Annotated in this window: 18 protein-coding genes; 16 read left to right on the top strand and 2 right to left on the bottom strand. The window is 65.6% G+C overall.

Features of this window, described 5'->3' with window-relative positions; translation table 11 throughout:
• Nucleotides 1-5: 5 nt before the first annotated feature.
• The 12 genes from urtC to QLQ86_RS13280 all read left to right on the top strand — a co-directional run bounded on the left by urtC (nucleotide 6) and on the right by QLQ86_RS13280 (nucleotide 10387).
• A complete protein-coding gene (urtC, locus tag QLQ86_RS13335) occupies nucleotides 6-1145 on the top strand; it encodes an urea ABC transporter permease subunit UrtC (protein WP_282735383.1) in 1140 nt (379 codons plus the stop codon).
• Entirely contained in the window at nucleotides 1142-1987 is an 846-nt protein-coding gene (urtD, locus tag QLQ86_RS13330; RefSeq protein WP_282735382.1) for an urea ABC transporter ATP-binding protein UrtD, read from the top strand. The genes urtC and urtD overlap by 4 nt, the downstream gene beginning before the upstream one ends.
• A complete protein-coding gene (gene urtE / locus QLQ86_RS13325) occupies nucleotides 1987-2685 on the top strand; it encodes an urea ABC transporter ATP-binding subunit UrtE (protein ID WP_282817263.1) in 699 nt (232 codons plus the stop codon). Before urtD ends, urtE begins: the two co-directional genes overlap by 1 nt.
• 263 nt (nucleotides 2686-2948) lie before the next feature.
• On the top strand, nucleotides 2949-3845 hold the full coding sequence (locus tag QLQ86_RS13320) for an urease accessory protein UreD (protein ID WP_282735380.1): 897 nt from the start codon (nucleotides 2949-2951) through the stop codon (nucleotides 3843-3845).
• Nucleotides 3846-4001: 156 nt separating this feature from the next.
• Entirely contained in the window at nucleotides 4002-4304 is a 303-nt protein-coding gene (locus QLQ86_RS13315; RefSeq protein WP_282735379.1) for an urease subunit gamma, read from the top strand.
• A 74-nt stretch (nucleotides 4305-4378) separates the two neighbouring features.
• Complete coding sequence (locus tag QLQ86_RS13310) at nucleotides 4379-4699, top strand: urease subunit beta (RefSeq protein WP_282735378.1); 321 nt, start codon at nucleotides 4379-4381, stop codon at nucleotides 4697-4699.
• Complete coding sequence (gene ureC, locus QLQ86_RS13305) at nucleotides 4696-6399, top strand: urease subunit alpha (RefSeq protein WP_282817262.1); 1704 nt, start codon at nucleotides 4696-4698, stop codon at nucleotides 6397-6399. Before QLQ86_RS13310 ends, ureC begins: the two co-directional genes overlap by 4 nt.
• 224 nt (nucleotides 6400-6623) lie before the next feature.
• Nucleotides 6624-7157 (top strand): urease accessory protein UreE, encoded by a 534-nt coding sequence (gene ureE, locus QLQ86_RS13300; protein ID WP_282817261.1) that lies wholly within the window; start codon nucleotides 6624-6626, stop codon nucleotides 7155-7157.
• Entirely contained in the window at nucleotides 7147-7872 is a 726-nt protein-coding gene (locus QLQ86_RS13295) for an urease accessory protein UreF (RefSeq protein WP_282817407.1), read from the top strand. The genes ureE and QLQ86_RS13295 overlap by 11 nt, the downstream gene beginning before the upstream one ends.
• A gap of 9 nt (nucleotides 7873-7881) precedes the next feature.
• On the top strand, nucleotides 7882-8529 hold the full coding sequence (gene ureG, locus QLQ86_RS13290) for an urease accessory protein UreG (RefSeq protein WP_282735375.1): 648 nt from the start codon (nucleotides 7882-7884) through the stop codon (nucleotides 8527-8529).
• A gap of 38 nt (nucleotides 8530-8567) precedes the next feature.
• Nucleotides 8568-8795, top strand: a complete 228-nt coding sequence (locus QLQ86_RS13285) for a hypothetical protein (RefSeq protein WP_282735374.1) — start codon at nucleotides 8568-8570, stop codon at nucleotides 8793-8795.
• A gap of 161 nt (nucleotides 8796-8956) precedes the next feature.
• Nucleotides 8957-10387 (top strand): phospholipase D-like domain-containing protein, encoded by a 1431-nt coding sequence (locus QLQ86_RS13280; protein WP_282817260.1) that lies wholly within the window; start codon nucleotides 8957-8959, stop codon nucleotides 10385-10387.
• A 38-nt stretch (nucleotides 10388-10425) separates the two neighbouring features.
• On the opposite strand, the gene QLQ86_RS13275 is transcribed toward QLQ86_RS13280, so the two are convergent.
• Complete coding sequence (locus tag QLQ86_RS13275) at nucleotides 10426-11355, bottom strand: YihY/virulence factor BrkB family protein (RefSeq protein WP_282817259.1); 930 nt, start codon at nucleotides 11353-11355, stop codon at nucleotides 10426-10428.
• Between the two features lie 99 nt (nucleotides 11356-11454).
• On the opposite strand from QLQ86_RS13275, the gene QLQ86_RS13270 reads away from it, so the two are divergent.
• Nucleotides 11455-12003 (top strand): YqhA family protein, encoded by a 549-nt coding sequence (locus QLQ86_RS13270; protein ID WP_282735371.1) that lies wholly within the window; start codon nucleotides 11455-11457, stop codon nucleotides 12001-12003.
• Nucleotides 12004-12347: 344 nt separating this feature from the next.
• On the opposite strand, the gene QLQ86_RS13265 is transcribed toward QLQ86_RS13270, so the two are convergent.
• Nucleotides 12348-13388 (bottom strand): serine hydrolase domain-containing protein, encoded by a 1041-nt coding sequence (locus QLQ86_RS13265; protein WP_282817258.1) that lies wholly within the window; start codon nucleotides 13386-13388, stop codon nucleotides 12348-12350.
• A gap of 108 nt (nucleotides 13389-13496) precedes the next feature.
• Here QLQ86_RS13265 and QLQ86_RS13260 point away from each other — a divergent pair, with 108 nt between their 5' ends.
• From QLQ86_RS13260 to QLQ86_RS13250, 3 genes are all read left to right on the top strand, one after another.
• The gene (locus QLQ86_RS13260) at nucleotides 13497-14171 is read left to right on the top strand and encodes a spermidine synthase (protein ID WP_282735369.1); all 675 of its coding nucleotides are present in this window, start codon (nucleotides 13497-13499) and stop codon (nucleotides 14169-14171) included.
• A 54-nt stretch (nucleotides 14172-14225) separates the two neighbouring features.
• Nucleotides 14226-14639 (top strand): alternative ribosome rescue aminoacyl-tRNA hydrolase ArfB, encoded by a 414-nt coding sequence (gene arfB, locus QLQ86_RS13255; RefSeq protein ID WP_282735368.1) that lies wholly within the window; start codon nucleotides 14226-14228, stop codon nucleotides 14637-14639.
• Nucleotides 14640-14776: 137 nt separating this feature from the next.
• Complete coding sequence (locus tag QLQ86_RS13250; protein WP_282817257.1) at nucleotides 14777-15925, top strand: kinesin; 1149 nt, start codon at nucleotides 14777-14779, stop codon at nucleotides 15923-15925.
• Nucleotides 15926-16058: the final 133 nt, after the last annotated feature.

Raw genomic sequence — 16058 nt, 5'->3', positions numbered from 1 at the left:
TCGTCATGTGGCTGACAAGACCATTTCGTGAACGATCGACGCAGCTCTTCCTGGGGATCCTGCTCGCCGCTCTGGCAACGGTGACGCTGCTCAACCTGATGCTGCCGGCGGGTCATCCGCTGCATGTCTCGACCTACACCGTGACGCTGCTCGGCAAGTACCTGAGCTATGCACTGCTGGCGGTAGCCGTGGACCTGGTATGGGGCTATCTCGGTATCCTGAGCCTGGGGCACGGGGCCTTCTTCGCCCTGGGCGGCTATGCCATGGGGATGTACCTGATGCGCCAGATCGGCGACCGGGGCACCTATGGTGATCCGGTGCTGCCGGATTTCATGGTGTTCCTCGACTGGGAGGCGCTGCCCTGGTACTGGCTGGGCTTCGACATGGCCTGGTTCGCCTTCCTGATGGTGCTGCTGGCGCCGGGCCTGCTGGCCCTGGTGTTCGGTTTCCTGGCCTTCCGTTCCCGGGTCACGGGGGTGTACCTGTCGATCATCACCCAGGCGCTGACCTTCGCCCTGATGCTGGCCTTCTTCCGCAACGAGATGGGGTTCGGTGGCAACAACGGTCTCACCGACTTCAGGGAGCTGCTGGGCTTCGACCTGCGCAGCGATGCCACCCGGCTCGGGCTGTTCCTTGCCACCGGGATCGCGCTGGCGCTGGGGTATGTGCTGTGCCGGGCGATCGTCGCCAGCAAGCTGGGCCGGGTCAGCGTGGCTACCCGCGACGCCGAGGCGCGCACGCGTTTCCTCGGCTACCGGGTCGAACGCTTTCAGCTCTTCGTCTTCGTGGTTTCGGCGATGCTGGCCGGGGTGGCCGGCGCCCTCTACGTGCCCCAGGTGGGCATCATCAATCCAAGCGAGTTCTCGCCGATCTTCTCGATCGAGATCGTGCTATGGGTCGCGCTGGGCGGGCGGGCCACCCTCTACGGGGCGGTCATTGGTGCCATTCTGGTCAACTACGCCAAGACGGTCTTCACCGGGGTGATGCCTGATGCCTGGCTGTTCGCCCTCGGTGGCCTTTTTGTGCTGGTTACGGTGCTGCTGCCCAAGGGGATAGCCGGCTTGCTCGCCTATCGCCTGACACCCCGGCGCCTCAAGAGAAAGCCCGCTGCCCAGTCATCTACTCCCGGGGAGGCCTCCGCATGAACATTCTGCATTCCCTGGCCGATCGTGATCGCGTCTTCGACTTCCTGGTCCCCGCCAGATCACCGGTCGATGTTCGCCACGGGCCGATCCTCTATGTCGAGGATGTCACCGTCAGCTTTGATGGCTTCAAGGCCATCAATGATTTGAACCTGACCATCGACGACGGCGAGCTGCGTTGCATCATCGGCCCCAATGGTGCGGGCAAGACCACCATGATGGACATCATCACCGGCAAGACGCGGCCCGACAGCGGCTCGGTCTGGTTCGGCAGCCGGCATGACCTCCTGGCCATGAGCGAGCCCGAAATCGCCAGCCTCGGCATCGGGCGAAAGTTTCAGAAGCCGACGGTCTTCGAGGCGCTGACGGTGTTCGAGAACCTGGAGCTGGCCATGGCGGCCGACAAACGCATCCTGCCCACGCTTACCGCCCGGATGACCGGCGAGGTCCGTGACCGCATCGAGGAGGTGCTCGCGACCACCGGTCTGGTGGCGACGCGCCACCACCCGGCGGGCATCCTCTCCCACGGGCAGAAGCAGTGGCTGGAGATCGGCATGTTGCTGATGCAGCGTCCGCGACTGCTGCTGGTGGACGAGCCGGTGGCAGGCATGACCGAGCAGGAGATGGAACGCACCGCGGAGTTGCTGACCAGCCTGGCCGGAAAGGGCAAGCAGTCCGTGGTGGTGGTGGAGCACGACATGGGCTTCGTGCGCTCGATCGCCCGCACGGTGACGGTGCTGCATCAGGGCAGCGTGCTGGCCGAGGGCAGCATGGATCAGGTCTCCCGCGATCCCAAGGTCGTCGAGGTTTACCTGGGCGCCGACCCCGACGAGGAGGCCGCCTGATGCTGACCATCGACACGCTCAACCAGTTCTACGGTGAGAGTCACACCCTGTGGGACCTCGACCTGACCGTGCCGACCGCCGAATGCACCTGCGTGATGGGCCGCAACGGGGTAGGCAAGACCACTTTGATGAAGGCCATCATGGGCGAGGTGGCACTCGCCTCGGGCAGCATCCGCTATGACGAGGGCATCGAGCTGACGACGCGTCGTGTCGAGGAACGCTCACGGCTGGGGATCGGCTACGTGCCTCAGGGACGGCAGATCTTCCCCCTGCTCACCGTGGAGGAGAACCTGCGCACCGGCCTGGCGGCGAGGACGGATGGGCTCAAGCACATTCCGCCGCGCGTCTATGAGCTCTTTCCCGTCCTCGAGGAGATGAAGCATCGTCGCGGCGGTGACCTCTCGGGAGGGCAGCAGCAGCAGCTGGCCATCGGCCGGGCGCTGGTGCTGGAACCGAGGCTGCTGATCCTCGATGAGCCGGGGGAGGGCATCCAGCCCAATATCGTGGCCCAGATCGGTGAGGTCATTCGTCGACTGATTCAGGAGGATGGTCTGAGCGTGTTGCTGGTGGAGCAGAAGCTGCCCTTCGCCCGCCGATATGCCGACCGCTTCGTGATCATGGACCGCGGACGCCCCATGGCCAGGGGCAGGATCGATGAGTTGTCCGATGCACTCATCAAGGAGCACCTGACGGTTTAGGCCGGGGAGCGCCAGAAGGCAAGGAGCAAGGGGTCCTTTGTGCATAGGGCCCCTTGCTCGTTTATGGCCCGACTGTCCGGGCGGCTGCACCTTCAGGGGGCAGCGAGGCGTGTCGGCTGCACCCCGATGAGACGTTGTGGTCCGTTACCGAGAGCCTGTCCTCTTTCTCAAGCCGTTGAATATAATAGAAAAACCTCATGCTTCCCCATTCTGGTACATCCCTTGCTGATGCTTGTGCAGAGATACCTGGCTATGAGCTGCCCATGACCGTCTTCGAGTCTTCCCTGGATGCCCCGCTGCCGATCGATTCCGGTCACCGCTTCGATGCGGATCGCCATTGGGCGGCCTCTCTCGAGCTCGGCTTCGAGGCCCGTGAGGGGGTGACCCGCATGGCGCGATCCCGTCATCTGGGTCCGCTGCGCGTCCAGCGTCCCTTCCACCCCGAAGGCCAGGGCGGCGCCTGCCATGTCTACCTGCTGCATCCCCCCGGCGGCCTGGTCAGCGGTGACGCCCTGTCGATTACCGCCGGGGTCGGCGCACATGCCCATGCGCTGTTGACGACCCCCGCCGCCAACAAGCTCTACAAGGCCGACAGCCATGGAGTGGCCTGGCAACAGCACACCCGCCTCGACATCGCCGACAGCGGGATACTCGAGTGGCTGCCACAGGAAACCATTGCCTTCGATGGCTCCCGAGGAGAACAGCGCACCACCATCGCGCTTTCGGGGTCGGCACGCTGCCTGGGCTGGGAGGTGATGGCCCTGGGCCGCCCGGCGAGCGACTTGCCCTTTTCCTCGGGGCGCATCGAGCAGCGCTTCCGCCTGACCCGGGATGGTCGGCCACTCTGGCTGGAGCGTCAGCCGCTGGATCCTGGCCACCCGCGCTTCCGTGGCCACTGGGGGCAGGGCGGGGCCACCGTGCAGGCCACGCTCTGGGCGGTGGGACTCGAGGATGAACGCGAAGCCGTTGACGCCCTGCGCGAAGGCCTGCCCGGGATGTCTCCCCGGTGCGCGGTCACGGTGCGCCACGGCGTACTGCTGCTGCGCTACCTCGGCCAGGAGCGTAACGAGGCCTGGGACCTGTGTCGTCGTGCCTGGGAAATCCTGCGGCCACGTTTGATTGGCCTGCCGGCCCATACGCCGCGCATTTGGCTGACGTAGTTTGGGTACTGTGAGAAACGTGCTGCCGTCCTGTGGGAGCCGTGCTTGCACGGCGATTTGTGCAACTGTCATTCGCGCTGCAAGCAGCGCTCCCACAGGTACGGCGATCCTTGTGGTCATGACCCAAGATCACCCCCTTCACCTTGTGAGGCTCCCATGGAACTGACTCCCAGAGACAAGGACAAGCTGCTGCTCTTCTCGGCGGCCCAGCTGGCCGAACGGCGCCGCGCGCGTGGCCTCAAGCTCAATTATCCCGAGGCGGTGGCACTGATCAGCTTCGAGATTCTCGAGGGTGCCCGGGATGGACGCAGCGTCGCGGAACTGATGAACGTCGGCCGCGAGATCCTGACGCGCGATGACGTCATGGAGGGCGTGGCCGAGATGGTTGATGAGGTCCAGGTGGAAGCGACCTTTCCCGATGGCACTAAGCTCGTCACCGTCCACGAGCCCATCGTCTAGGGAGGGAAAAATGGCCTTCGTTCGCGCAGTTTTAGCTGTTTCTACAGCAGCCAAAAATGAAGAGGGAAAACTCAATGATTCCCGGTGAATATTTCTTGAAGGACGGTGACATCGCGCTCTGTGAGGGGCGTGATCGCATTACCGTCGATGTCGCCAATACCGGCGATCGCCCCATCCAGGTCGGCTCTCACTACCATTTCGCCGAGGCCAATGCGGCCCTGCGCTTCGATCGTGACAGGACGCTCGGCTATCGCCTCGACGTGGCCGCCGGCACCGCGATCCGTTTCGAGCCCGGTCAGATGCGCGAGGTGACGCTGATCCCCTACGGCGGCCGACGCCACATCTACGGGTTTCGCGGCTCCGTCATGGGCAGCCTGGAGGGAGACGTGCAATGAAAATCTCGAGACAGGCCTATGCCGACATGTACGGCCCCACCGTGGGCGATCGGGTGCGCCTGGGCGACACCGAGTTGTGGATCGAGGTGGAGCGCGACGCCACCCACTACGGCGACGAGGTGAAGTTCGGCGGTGGCAAGGTGATTCGCGATGGCATGGGGCAGAGCCAGCGCCATGACGAGGCGGTCATGGATACCGTGATCACCAATGCCCTGATCCTCGACTGGTGGGGGGTCGTCAAGGCCGATGTGGGACTCAAGGGAGGACGCATCGCCGCCATCGGCAAGGCCGGCAACCCCGACACCCAGCCCGATGTGGAGATCGTCATCGGGCCCGGCACCGAGATCATCGCCGGGGAGGGCAAGATCCTCACCGCCGGCGCCCTGGATGCCCATATCCACTTCATCTGCCCCCAACTGGTGGAAGAGGCGCTGATGAGCGGCATCACCACCATGCTGGGGGGTGGAACCGGGCCCGCGACAGGCTCGAATGCCACCACCTGCACCGCCGGGGAGTGGCACCTGGGCAAGATGCTCCAGTCCGTCGACGACATGCCGATGAACATCGGTTTTCTCGGCAAGGGCAATGCCAGCCTGCCCGAGGCGCTGGAGGCCCAACTCGAGGCCGGGGCCATGGGGCTCAAGCTCCACGAGGACTGGGGGACCACCCCGGCCTCCATCGATAACTGCCTTACCGTTGCCGACGCCTACGACGTCCAGGTGGCGATCCACACCGATACCCTCAACGAGTCGGGCTTCGTGGAGGATACCCTGGCGGCCTTCAGGGAGCGCTGCATCCACACCTACCACACCGAGGGCGCCGGGGGTGGCCATGCCCCGGACATCATCACGGCCTGCTCGAAGGATTATGTACTGCCCTCGTCGACCAACCCGACGCGACCTTATACCGTTAACACCATCGATGAGCATCTCGACATGTTGATGGTCTGTCACCACCTCGATCCGAAGATTCCCGAGGATGTGGCCTTCGCCGACTCGCGCATCCGCCGCGAGACCATCGCCGCCGAGGATATCCTCCACGACATGGGCGTGATCTCGATGATCGCCTCGGATTCCCAGGCAATGGGACGCGTTGGCGAGGTGGTGTGCCGCACCTGGCAGACCGCCCACAAGATGAAGGTCCAGCGTGGCCTGCTGCCCGAGGACGAGGCCCTGGGGGCCGATAACGTCCGGGCCCGTCGCTATATTGCCAAGTACACCATCAATCCGGCCATCACCCACGGGATCAGTCATGAGGTGGGCTCCATCGAGGTGGGCAAGCTGGCCGATCTGGTGCTCTGGAAACCGGCCTTCTTCGGCACCAAGCCGGCACTGATCCTCAAGGGGGGCATGATCGCCGCCGCGCCCATGGGCGACCCCAACGCCTCGATCCCTACGCCCCAGCCGGTTCACTACCGCTACATGTTCGGTGCCTTCGGCCGAGCAGCGAGCCAGACGCGCCTGACCTTCGTCAGCCGGGCGGCGCTGGAGGCCGGCATCGGGGAGCGGCTCGGGCTGCGCAGTGCGCTCAGCGCCTGCCGCGATGTCAGGCTGGTCCGGAAGGGCGACATGAAGCTCAATGAGGCCTGTCCCGAGCTCTCCGTGGATCCCCAGACCTACGAGGTACATGCAGACGGTGAACTTCTGACCTGCGAGCCCGCCACCGAGCTGCCCCTGGCCCAGCGCTACCACCTGTTCTGAACCATGACGACATCGCCAAGCCAGCTTGTCATCGCGAGACCTCGCGTGAACGCTGACACCACGGGCGAAGCGACGCGGTCGATCTTCATGGATGAAGATCGAGGAAAGCCGGCACAGGGATGTGCCGTCTTTCCGACCGCGGGAGTCCGCACGGGGTGTCAGGGTTTCGGTCACGGGGCGTTGAGCGAGGGCAAGGCTGGCGGACGGCGAGGAGGCACATACCCATGCTGATGCTGATCGAACGCCTCGGGCCCATCGAGGCGAACCGGGCGACCGACACCCTGACCCTGCCCTATGAGCGGCGTGTGCTGGGCCGCCTCAAGGCAACGAGTGATGCCGGTCTCTCTCTTGGCCTGTTCCTGGACCGTGGCCCGGTGCTACGCGACGGCGAAGGACTGCGAGCCGAGAGCGGGGAGGTCGTGCGGGTGAAGGCGGCCGTGGAACCGGTGGTCACCGCCCGTATTGCAGCGGGGCTGCCCCTGGCCCGGCTTGCCTACCATCTGGGCAACCGGCACGTGCAGCTGGCGCTGGGCGAGGACCTCCAGGGCAGCTACGTGCGCTTCCCGCCGGATCATGTGCTGGAGGCGCTGGCCGAACGGCTGGGAGCTAGCCTCGAACGCCATGAGGCTCCCTTCGACCCGGAGTCGGGCGCCTATCAGGCGCAGGAAGGGGATGCCCGTTCAAACGCTCATGCACACGCGCCTGGCCACTCACACGACGATCACCATCATGACCACGCGCCCCCCCATGCCCACTGAGGCCACCGTGCTGCCGTCGAGAGCGGGTCACGGCGATGACCTGGCGCTGCTGGGATTGCTGCAGCTGGTCAGTCCGGCCCTGCCCATCGGTGCCTTCGCCTTCTCCCAGGGACTGGAGAGCGCCTTCGAGCTGGGCTGGGTGACCGACGAGGCCACCCTTGGCGAGTGGCTCGACGGCGTGCTGGAGGATGGCCTGACCCGTTGCGAGCTGCCGGCGCTGGCCCGACTGCAGGCAGCCTGGGGCGTGGGCGACCACGCGGCGCTGGCCGAGTGGGACACCTGGCTCGCCGCCAACCGCGAGACCGCCGAGCTCGCCGCCGAAGACAGCCGGCTGGGCGCGTCGCTGGCGCGTCTCCTGGAGAGCCTGGGGCTTTACCCCCCTGGCCCTTCGAGAGAGTCGCCGGCGATGCCAGCGGGCGCTGGCTATGTGACCGTCTTCGCCTGGACGGCCCATGCTCGCGGCGTGACCAGGCGCCAGGCACTGCTCGGCTTCGCCTGGGCCTGGCTGGAGAACCAACTGGCCGTCGCCTGCAAGGCGTTGCCTCTGGGCCATACCGCTGCCCAGCGTCTGGTGGAACGGTTACGCCCGGCACTGGTGACCGCCGTGGACCAGGCCCTGGCACTGGAAGATGACGACCTGGGCCCGGTTCTGCCCGGGCTGGCCCTGGGTAGTGCCCTGCACGAGACCCAGTACTCACGATTGTTCCGAAGCTAGGAGAACGACATGACACATTGTCTACGCGTAGGCGTTGGTGGACCGGTGGGCTCGGGCAAGACGGCCCTGCTCAAGCAGCTCTGCCGAGCGCTGCGTGATCACTATGATATCGCCGTGGTGACCAACGATATCTATACCCGTGAGGATGCCGATTTCCTGCTCAAGCACGAGGCCCTGCCGGCGGATCGCATCCTGGGGGTGGAGACCGGCGGCTGTCCGCATACCGCCATCCGCGAGGATGCCTCGATGAACCTGGCAGCCATCGACGATCTCCAGGCCCGCCATCCCGGCCTGGAACTGGTGCTGGTAGAGTCCGGCGGCGACAACCTCTCTGCGACCTTCAGCCCTGAGCTGTCAGACCTGACCCTCTATGTGATCGATGTCTCTGCCGGCGACAAGATTCCGCGCAAGGGCGGGCCCGGCATCACCAAGTCGGACCTGCTGATCATCAACAAGATCGATATTGCCGAGCAGGTGCATGCCTCGCTCGACGTCATGGCGCATGATTCGAAGACGATGCGCGGCGAGCGCCCCTTCGTATTCACCAACCTCTACGACGGCGTCGGGCTGGAGGACATCATCCGCTTCATCCTCGACCGGGGCATGTTGCCGGAGCGCCGGACACCGGGATGCCGGCCCCAGCCTGCCTCCGCCTGAGCCCTTCCATGATCCCTAATCACCAAGGAGACAGCCCCATGACTGTTCGTGTCTTTTCGATAACCCGCTTCGCTATCTCGGCCGCTGCCATGTTGCCGACCACTGTGGCCCTGGCCCACTCGGGCCATGGAGCCCCCTCGGTGCATGCCCATACCGGTAGCCCATCGATGCTGGCCGTACTCGGCATTGTTGCCTTGGGCGTGGCCTCCCTGGCGGGGCTGGCGCGCCTGATCCTGCGTCGCCGTCGACTGCGCCGCCAGGACTGAGCTGGCCTGTTTCGGTCAAATGGGCACCCGGCTTCGGCCGGGTGCACTGCTTTTTGCAAGGCCTGTCGCTATGCTGGCGGTTGACGTCGCCCTCTGGGGTGGCACGAACGACTGAGGACCTCATGGGCGGCATTCAGAAACTGGGGCAGGGGAGGCGGCGAATGTGGCCATGGATCGTGACGGCGTTGCTGGTGGCCTGGGTCGGGATGGGGACCTGGCAGAGCTACAAGCCGTTGCCCGAGGGTGTGTCCCGGGCCTTCCCGGAACGCGCTGCTGCCGAGGTACGCTTTCTCGCCGACGAGACCTGGTATACCCCCTCGGGGGAGCGCCACACCCGGCGGCAGATCTTCGATGAGGTGCTGACGTTGATCGGTCAGGCTCGGCGTCTGTTGGTGCTCGACATGTTCCTGTTCAATGACTTTGCTGGCGCTGCCGACGGCCAGGAGTTCCGGCCGCTGTCGGCGGAAGTCACCGATGCCCTGCTCGAGCAGAAGCGGCGTCACCCTGGCCTGGAGGCGGTGGTTATCACCGACCCGCTCAATACCCTATACGGAGGGCTGGAGCTCGATCATCTTCAGGCCCTGCGCGATGCCGGCGTCAGGGTGGTGATTACCGACCTGAATCGGCTGCGGGCCTCCAACCCGCTCTGGTCCGGGGGTTGGCACCTGGGCCCGCGCTGGCTCGGCAACGACAGCGACGGCGGCTTTCTGCCCAATGCCCTGGGGCCGGGGAGGGTACCGCTACGCAGCTACCTGGCCTTGCTCAACTTCAATGCCAACCATCGCAAGACCCTGGTGGTGGACCATGGCGATGGCTGGGCAGGACTGGTCACCTCCGCCAATCCCCACGACGCCAGCAGCCTCCACGGCAACGTGGCGTTGCGCTTCGAAGGGGAGGCGGCACTGGACCTGCTGGCCTCCGAGCGTCCGGTGGCAGGCTGGTCGGGCGTGAGCCTGGCCGGACCGACGCCACCCGATAGCCCCGAGGAGCCGCCCCAGCGGGCCAGGCTTCAGGTGCTGACCGAGGGCGCGATCCGCGATGCCCTGCTGGCAGCCATCGAGGCCAGCGGCGAGGGTGACCGGCTTGACATCGCCGTCTTCTATCTGGCCCATCGGGAGGTAATCGCCGCGCTGGTGGCGGCCAATGCTCGCGGGGTGGCCCTCCGCGTGCTGCTCGACCCCAACCGCGATGCCTTCGGGCTGGAAAAGGGCGGAATTCCCAACCGGCCCGTGGCCCGCGAACTCCATGAGGCTGGCATCCCGGTGCGCTGGTGTGCCAGTCGGGGCGAGCAGTGTCACAGCAAGCTGCTGCTGCGCCGTCCCGCCGAGGCCGGCGCCGAGGCCGAGATGATCCTCGGCTCTGCCAATTTCACTCGGCGCAACCTGGACGATCTCAACCTGGAGACCAGTGTGCGCCTGGCGGGGCCCGCCGAGACGCCGGCCCTGATCGACGCCGCGGCATTCTTCGAGCGTCGTTGGCAGGATACGCCGCAGCGGATCACCAGCGAGCCCTTCGAGACTCATGACGACACCACGGCCTGGCAACGACTGCGTTATCGCGTCATGGAGGCGACGGGGCTTTCCACGTTCTGACAGCTGATGGTGCATGCCGCGTTCTGAACGTGAACAGACTAGTCGACGTGCGTCACGGCCTGGCGGCGGGGATCGATGTACCAGGCCAGGCCGAGTCGCGCATTGCGTTCCAGTTCGGCAATGACCTGAGCCCCGAGCAGCAGGATAATGGCCCCCACTTCCAGGCTCAGCAGCACGACCACCAGAGTCGCCAGGGAGCCGTAAACCGCGTTCACCAGCGAGATGTTGGCAAAGTAGAAGACCAGCAGCAGGCGCACTCCCTCCCATAGCAGCGCGGCGACGAAGCCGCCCACCACGGCGCGACGCAGGGCGATCTTCACCACCGGCAGGAACTTGTAGATGGCGCTGAACAGAAGGAAGACGCCGAGGAAGCTGGTCAGGTTGAGCATCGGCTCGGAGAGGCCGGCCAGCGGCAGTTCACGCTCGAAGAGGGCTACCCACAGGGCATTCATCGAGCTGACCAGGCTGACCAGGAGGGTCAGGGCCAGCAGGCCCGCCCCGAGTACCAGCATGAAGCCATAGGGCAGCAGCACCGAGACCCAGGCACTGCGCCTGGTCAGGTGCGTGTCCGGCGCGTGGAAGATGATCGCCAGGGCGTCCTCGAGCATGCGAAAGGCGAAGGAACTGAACAGCAGCAGCACAGGAAAGCCCAGTATGCCGATCACGTCCCGGGAGTCGAGGAGGGTGCGGACCGCCTCGAGCAGAACCTCGGCATGGGCGGGGGCCAGGTGGCGTGCCTGGACGGTGAGCACCTCGAGCAGGTGCTGCTGGTCGACCACGCCGGCCAGAAGTACCACCATCAGGGCGAACAGCGGCACGATGGAGAGCAGGATGTTATAACCCACGCCACCGGCAAGCAGGATGCCGCGGTTGCGCAGAAAGGCGCACAACACACGCCACAGGAAGTGCAGAACACGTGGCAGCAAGGTGAAGAGCAGACGTCGGTAGCGAACAGGTGGTGATGTCATCGGGGCTGCCGTGCGAGAGTGCTTGCGCCATCATAGGCGCTTTCGGCGTCGTCTAGTCAAACCCCCTTCCCGCAATGCCCTTGAATACAGGAGAGAGTCATGGACCCGGATTCCCGGCCCGAGCGCAAGTCGAAACGCAGCGAGCTTGAGCGACACTTCGAGGCCTTCCTCTGGAGCTCGCGCCTGATGGTCCTCTTGGCCGTGGTGCCGGCGCTGCTGGGGGCCCTGGTGCTCTTCATCATCGCCAGCCTGGATATTCTCTCGGTACTGGCCGATACCTGGCGCCACTACACCGGCGGGGGGGCCGACATCCACAAGAGCGTGGTCACCAATATCATCGTCGCCGTGGATATCTACCTGATCGCTCTGGTGCTGATGATCTTCGGCCTCGGGGTGTACAAGCTCTTTGTCTCGCGCATCGAGCCCGTCGAGGGGCGCGACCCCCAGCATCCCTTCAACGTCAGCTCCCTCGACCAGCTCAAGGACAAGATCGCCCGAGTGGTGATACTGGCCGTGATCATCGAGTTCTTCCGGGCCGTGGTGGGAATCAGCTTCGATACGCCGCTGGACGCCATCTACCTGGCGCTGTCGGTGCTGGCCCTGGCTCTCGCCCTTTACCTGATGGCGCTGGCGCACAAGCAGGAGTGACGGCGGGCTTGAGAACAGAGCCTGCCGTGCCGCGCCACCGGAGCGCCTGGGGGCCAATACCGCCCCTGGACGTGATCATGTTGCTTGCATTGCATGGTGAACGGCAAGGTGGTCCGGTCACCATCGCTGGCTACACTGAAAGGTGTCCTTCACAGAGGTCGCGGGCGTTGTCCCGCTTTCCCCTATGATGCGTCGGCAAGGAGAGCAACGTGCGAAACATCATCTATATCATTGGCCTGGTCGTGGTGGTGCTGTTCATTCTGTCCCTGCTTGGATTGCGCTGATTCACCCCCATTCCTGTCGCGGCACTTGAGGCTGGATCCCGACCTACGAGCTCACGCCACTCATTTCGCTTCCAGCATGCCCTCGACGAGGGCATGCAGTTCCTGCTGGAACTGCCCTCCAGGAGAAGGCGGATGAGGATCCGCCGTGATGGCGACGGTAAGTTCCCGCTCAGGAATCACGTAAAGTGCCTGGCCACCAAACCCCCTGCCGTAGTAGACCCGTTCGTCGGCCAGGGTCGTGACGAACCAGCCATAGCCATAGCCGTCGCCGGTCCAGGGCGATGTGCCCCGCGGCTGCCAGGAGGCTTCGACCCAGCCATCCGGCAACACGCGGGTGCCGTCGATCACGCCGTCGTTGCGATAGAGTTCACCGATCTGGACCAGGGCTCGCGGGGACAGACGCATGTCGTTACCGCCGAAGTAGATCCCCTGGGGATCGCGCGGCCAGGCGGGAATCGTGATGTTAAGCGGCTTGCCCAACAGTCGCCTCGCCAGCGCCAGGGTACTCTCGCCGCTGGCACGGGTCAGGGCGGCCGAGAGCAGGTGGCTCGACCCCGTCGAGTAGAGCATTCGCCCGCCCGGCTCGTCCACGAAGGGCCGCGACAGGGCGTCTCGCACCCAGTCGGGACTGGCCACCCAGGCACCGTAGTTGCCGCCGGAGGTGCGTTCGAGCCCGGCCTGCAGCGACATCAGGTGTCCGACGGTGATCTCCCGGACACGTGGATCGGCGTCGGCCGGCACCATGTCGCCGAGCAGCTCGGCGACAGGCTGGTCGGGGGAGTCGAGCACTCCTTCCTCGATGGCGGCGCCGACCAGCGCCGCCAGTACCGTCTTGGACAACGACTTGATGTTGGCCGGCCGGTCGACCCCGGGCCCGCCATAGGCGCGTTCCAAGCGGATCTCACCCCGTTGGGCCACCACCACTGCGTGCAGGCGGTCGAGGCGTTCGGCCTGGGCGTCGAGGTGTTCCAGCGCGACCTGCGGGAGGACTGCCTGTTCAGGCGTCTCGCCGGCAGGCGCATGGCATGGCGACGCGGCAGCCAGCATAATGAGCAGGATACCCAGGGCGCGCAGGGTCTCGTAGGGGCGGGGGATCGTCATCGGGACTCCTTTGCGCGCTGTGATGTTGATCCGCGGGGGCGACCCGACATTCGAGGCGTCAGCGCCCTCAGGGTTCCACCCTATTTCTTACATTGCCAGCGAGGCAGCATGGCCAAGTTCGAAACGATCGATACGGCGATCATTCCGGGGCAGGGCAGCGAGCTGAGACTCCTGAAGCGCAACGACGAGTTCTCCATCCGCATCGCCGGGGCCCCCGGCGAGCTGATGAATACCCGCCTGCACGGCTCCGAGGATGCCCTGGCGGAGCTGGCCTGCCAGCGAGTCGCCGACCGCCCCGGCGCCCGGGTACTGGTCGGCGGGCTGGGCATGGGTTTCACCCTGGCCGCGGCGCTGAAGGCGCTGGGCGAGGACGCCGAGGTCGTCGTCGCCGAGCTGGTGCCGGGGGTGGTGGAGTGGAACCGGGGGCCGCTCGGTGTTGCCGCCGGTCGCCCCCTCGACGACCCGCGTACCCGCGTCAGCGTGGGAGATGTCGGTCTACTGCTGCGCCGCGAGCCTGGCGGTTTCGACGCCATCATGCTCGACGTGGACAATGGCCCCGAGGGGCTGACGCGCCGGGAGAACGACTGGCTCTACTCGCCTCGAGGGCTTGCCGCGGCCCAGCAGGCGCTGCGGCCCGACGGTGTGCTGGCGGTCTGGTCGGCAGGTCAGGATCCGGCCTTCACCGAGCGATTGCGGCGTGTCGGCCTGCTGGTCGAGGAGGTCACGGTGCGCGCCCATCGCCCCGGCAAGGGGGCCAAACACCGGATCTGGCTGGCAAGTTGACACACTATCGTACCCGACATCGGTCGGGCCCACTTTCACGACAAGGCAGACAGTATGCTGGAACTCTCTCGCCAGGTGAGCATTCCCGACCACGAGATCGAGATGCAGGCCGTGCGCGCCCAGGGGGCCGGCGGACAGAACGTCAACAAGGTCGCCACTGCCATTCACCTGCGCTTCGATATCCAGGCGTCGAGCCTGCCCGAGGGCTTCAAGGAGAAGCTGCTGGCACTGGGCGATCAGCGCATTACCCGCGACGGGGTGGTGATCATCAAGGCCCAGAGTCATCGCACTCAGGAGCGCAATCGCGCCGAAGCCCTGGCGCGACTCAAGGCGCTGATCAAGAGCGTCATGTACGCCCCGAAGAAGCGCATCGCGACTCGCCCCAGCAAGGGCGCCAAACAGCGCCGCCTGGACAGCAAGAAGAAACGCAGCCGGCACAAGGCGTTGCGCGGCAAGGTCGAGACATGACGTTGATAGGTGCATCGGAGATCGGGTGGCGACTCCACACCGGGCGTGTATGCTGAAAGTCGTGACGACGAAGGCTGGCCACCCTTGGCCGGTGACATCCAACCACGCAGGGGGATACATCGATGGCAGATACGTCGATGAGTGAGCTTTTCAAGGACAACCGCGTCAAGGGCCTGGCGGCCGTGGCGGTGGTTGCCATCATCTGGGCCCTGTTTGCCCAGTCCAGCGTCAGCTCCAGCAATGAGGCCCGCGAGTCGCTGCAGACGCGACTCGATAACGTCCAGGCCGAAAACGAGTCCTTGTCCGGTCGCGTCGAGGAACTTCAGAGCGCCGCGGGGAACCTCGATGAACTGGCAGCGCAGCGCAGCGAAATCGAGGAGCAGCAGCAGGCCGCTCAGGCCGAGCTGGAGCGCATGGAGGGCGAGGTCGCCACGGCGCGCACCGAGCTGGAAGAGGCCCAGGCCTCGGTAGAGGCGGTGCAGGCCGATCTGGAAGCCCGCCAGGGTGAACTCGAGGCCGCCGACGAAGCCCTCGCGTCCACCCAGGAGGAGCGACAGCAGGAAGCGCAGGCCCGCGACGAGGCCCAGGCGTCGCGTCAGGAAGCCGAGGAGGCCCGCCAGGCCGCCGAAGAGGCCCGTCAAGAAGCCGAGGAGGCCCGCCAGCAGGCCGAACAGGAGCGCAGCGACGCGGTCTCCGCCCGCGACGAGGCCCGTGCCGAACTCGAGGGACTGCAGGACGAGATCGCTTCGGCCGAGGACAATCTAGCCGGCCTCAACGAGGAGATCTCAGCCAGGCAGGAGGAGCGTGATACCCTCCAGCAGGAGCTCAGCGAGCTCGAGGCCAGCCGCGACGAGGCGAGTGAGGCGCTGGAGTCGACCCGTAGTGAGCTGGAGGAGGCCAAGTCACAGGTCGACCAGGCTCGCGAGACGTTCAAGGACCTCGAGGTCGCCATCAAGGTGGGCCGTGAGGAGGTCGCCGAGATCGAGTCTCAGGTCGAGTCCCGCCAGTCCCAGCTCGAGCGCCTGGAAGGTCAGCTCGAGACCTGGCGCAACGAACTGTCCCGTCTGGAGGAGAGCGTGCAGGCCGGGGAGGGGGACGGCGCGTCCTCTCAGCAGCAGTCCGGTACCCAGGAAGATGGCAATGGCGGTGCTGCCCAGCAGGGAACCGATACCCAGGAAGATAGTAACGCCGGTGCTGCTCAGCAGGAGTCGGGGTCCCAGGAAGATGACAACGGCGGTTCTGCTCAGGAGGAAGGTGAGGCCGAGGAAGAGGCCAAGTCAGACTGATCACCTCTTCGGAGCGGTCTAGCACGCATGACGGCGAGCCAAGGGCTCGCCGTCATGCGTTGGCAGGCATTGCATGGCAGGGCGACCCGCCGGGTATACTGACCTTTCGTGCCGCTTGCATGGCACCCCCAAC

The organism is Halomonas rhizosphaerae, assembly GCF_030012485.1.
GTDB classification, from domain to species: Bacteria; Pseudomonadota; Gammaproteobacteria; order Pseudomonadales; family Halomonadaceae; genus Halomonas; species Halomonas rhizosphaerae.
Note: the sequence above shows the minus strand (reverse complement) of the source record. Positions and strands in the feature narration are given on the sequence as shown.

Coding starts and splice junctions, on each gene's coding strand:
- QLQ86_RS13260 (WP_282735369.1), top strand. CDS start 13,497: ATGGCCAAGTTCGAAACGATCGATACGGCGATCATTCCGGGGCAGGGC.
- urtE (WP_282817263.1), top strand. CDS start 1,987: ATGCTGACCATCGACACGCTCAACCAGTTCTACGGTGAGAGTCACACC.
- urtD (WP_282735382.1), top strand. CDS start 1,142: ATGAACATTCTGCATTCCCTGGCCGATCGTGATCGCGTCTTCGACTTC.
- ureC (WP_282817262.1), top strand. CDS start 4,696: ATGAAAATCTCGAGACAGGCCTATGCCGACATGTACGGCCCCACCGTG.
- QLQ86_RS13270 (WP_282735371.1), top strand. CDS start 11,455: ATGGACCCGGATTCCCGGCCCGAGCGCAAGTCGAAACGCAGCGAGCTT.
- QLQ86_RS13275 (WP_282817259.1), bottom strand. CDS start 11,355: ATGACATCACCACCTGTTCGCTACCGACGTCTGCTCTTCACCTTGCTG.
- QLQ86_RS13280 (WP_282817260.1), top strand. CDS start 8,957: ATGTGGCCATGGATCGTGACGGCGTTGCTGGTGGCCTGGGTCGGGATG.
- QLQ86_RS13250 (WP_282817257.1), top strand. CDS start 14,777: ATGAGTGAGCTTTTCAAGGACAACCGCGTCAAGGGCCTGGCGGCCGTG.
- QLQ86_RS13310 (WP_282735378.1), top strand. CDS start 4,379: ATGATTCCCGGTGAATATTTCTTGAAGGACGGTGACATCGCGCTCTGT.
- QLQ86_RS13265 (WP_282817258.1), bottom strand. CDS start 13,388: ATGACGATCCCCCGCCCCTACGAGACCCTGCGCGCCCTGGGTATCCTG.
- QLQ86_RS13320 (WP_282735380.1), top strand. CDS start 2,949: ATGACCGTCTTCGAGTCTTCCCTGGATGCCCCGCTGCCGATCGATTCC.
- arfB (WP_282735368.1), top strand. CDS start 14,226: ATGCTGGAACTCTCTCGCCAGGTGAGCATTCCCGACCACGAGATCGAG.
- QLQ86_RS13315 (WP_282735379.1), top strand. CDS start 4,002: ATGGAACTGACTCCCAGAGACAAGGACAAGCTGCTGCTCTTCTCGGCG.
- ureE (WP_282817261.1), top strand. CDS start 6,624: ATGCTGATGCTGATCGAACGCCTCGGGCCCATCGAGGCGAACCGGGCG.
- ureG (WP_282735375.1), top strand. CDS start 7,882: ATGACACATTGTCTACGCGTAGGCGTTGGTGGACCGGTGGGCTCGGGC.
- QLQ86_RS13285 (WP_282735374.1), top strand. CDS start 8,568: ATGACTGTTCGTGTCTTTTCGATAACCCGCTTCGCTATCTCGGCCGCT.
- QLQ86_RS13295 (WP_282817407.1), top strand. CDS start 7,147: ATGCCCACTGAGGCCACCGTGCTGCCGTCGAGAGCGGGTCACGGCGAT.
- urtC (WP_282735383.1), top strand. CDS start 6: ATGTGGCTGACAAGACCATTTCGTGAACGATCGACGCAGCTCTTCCTG.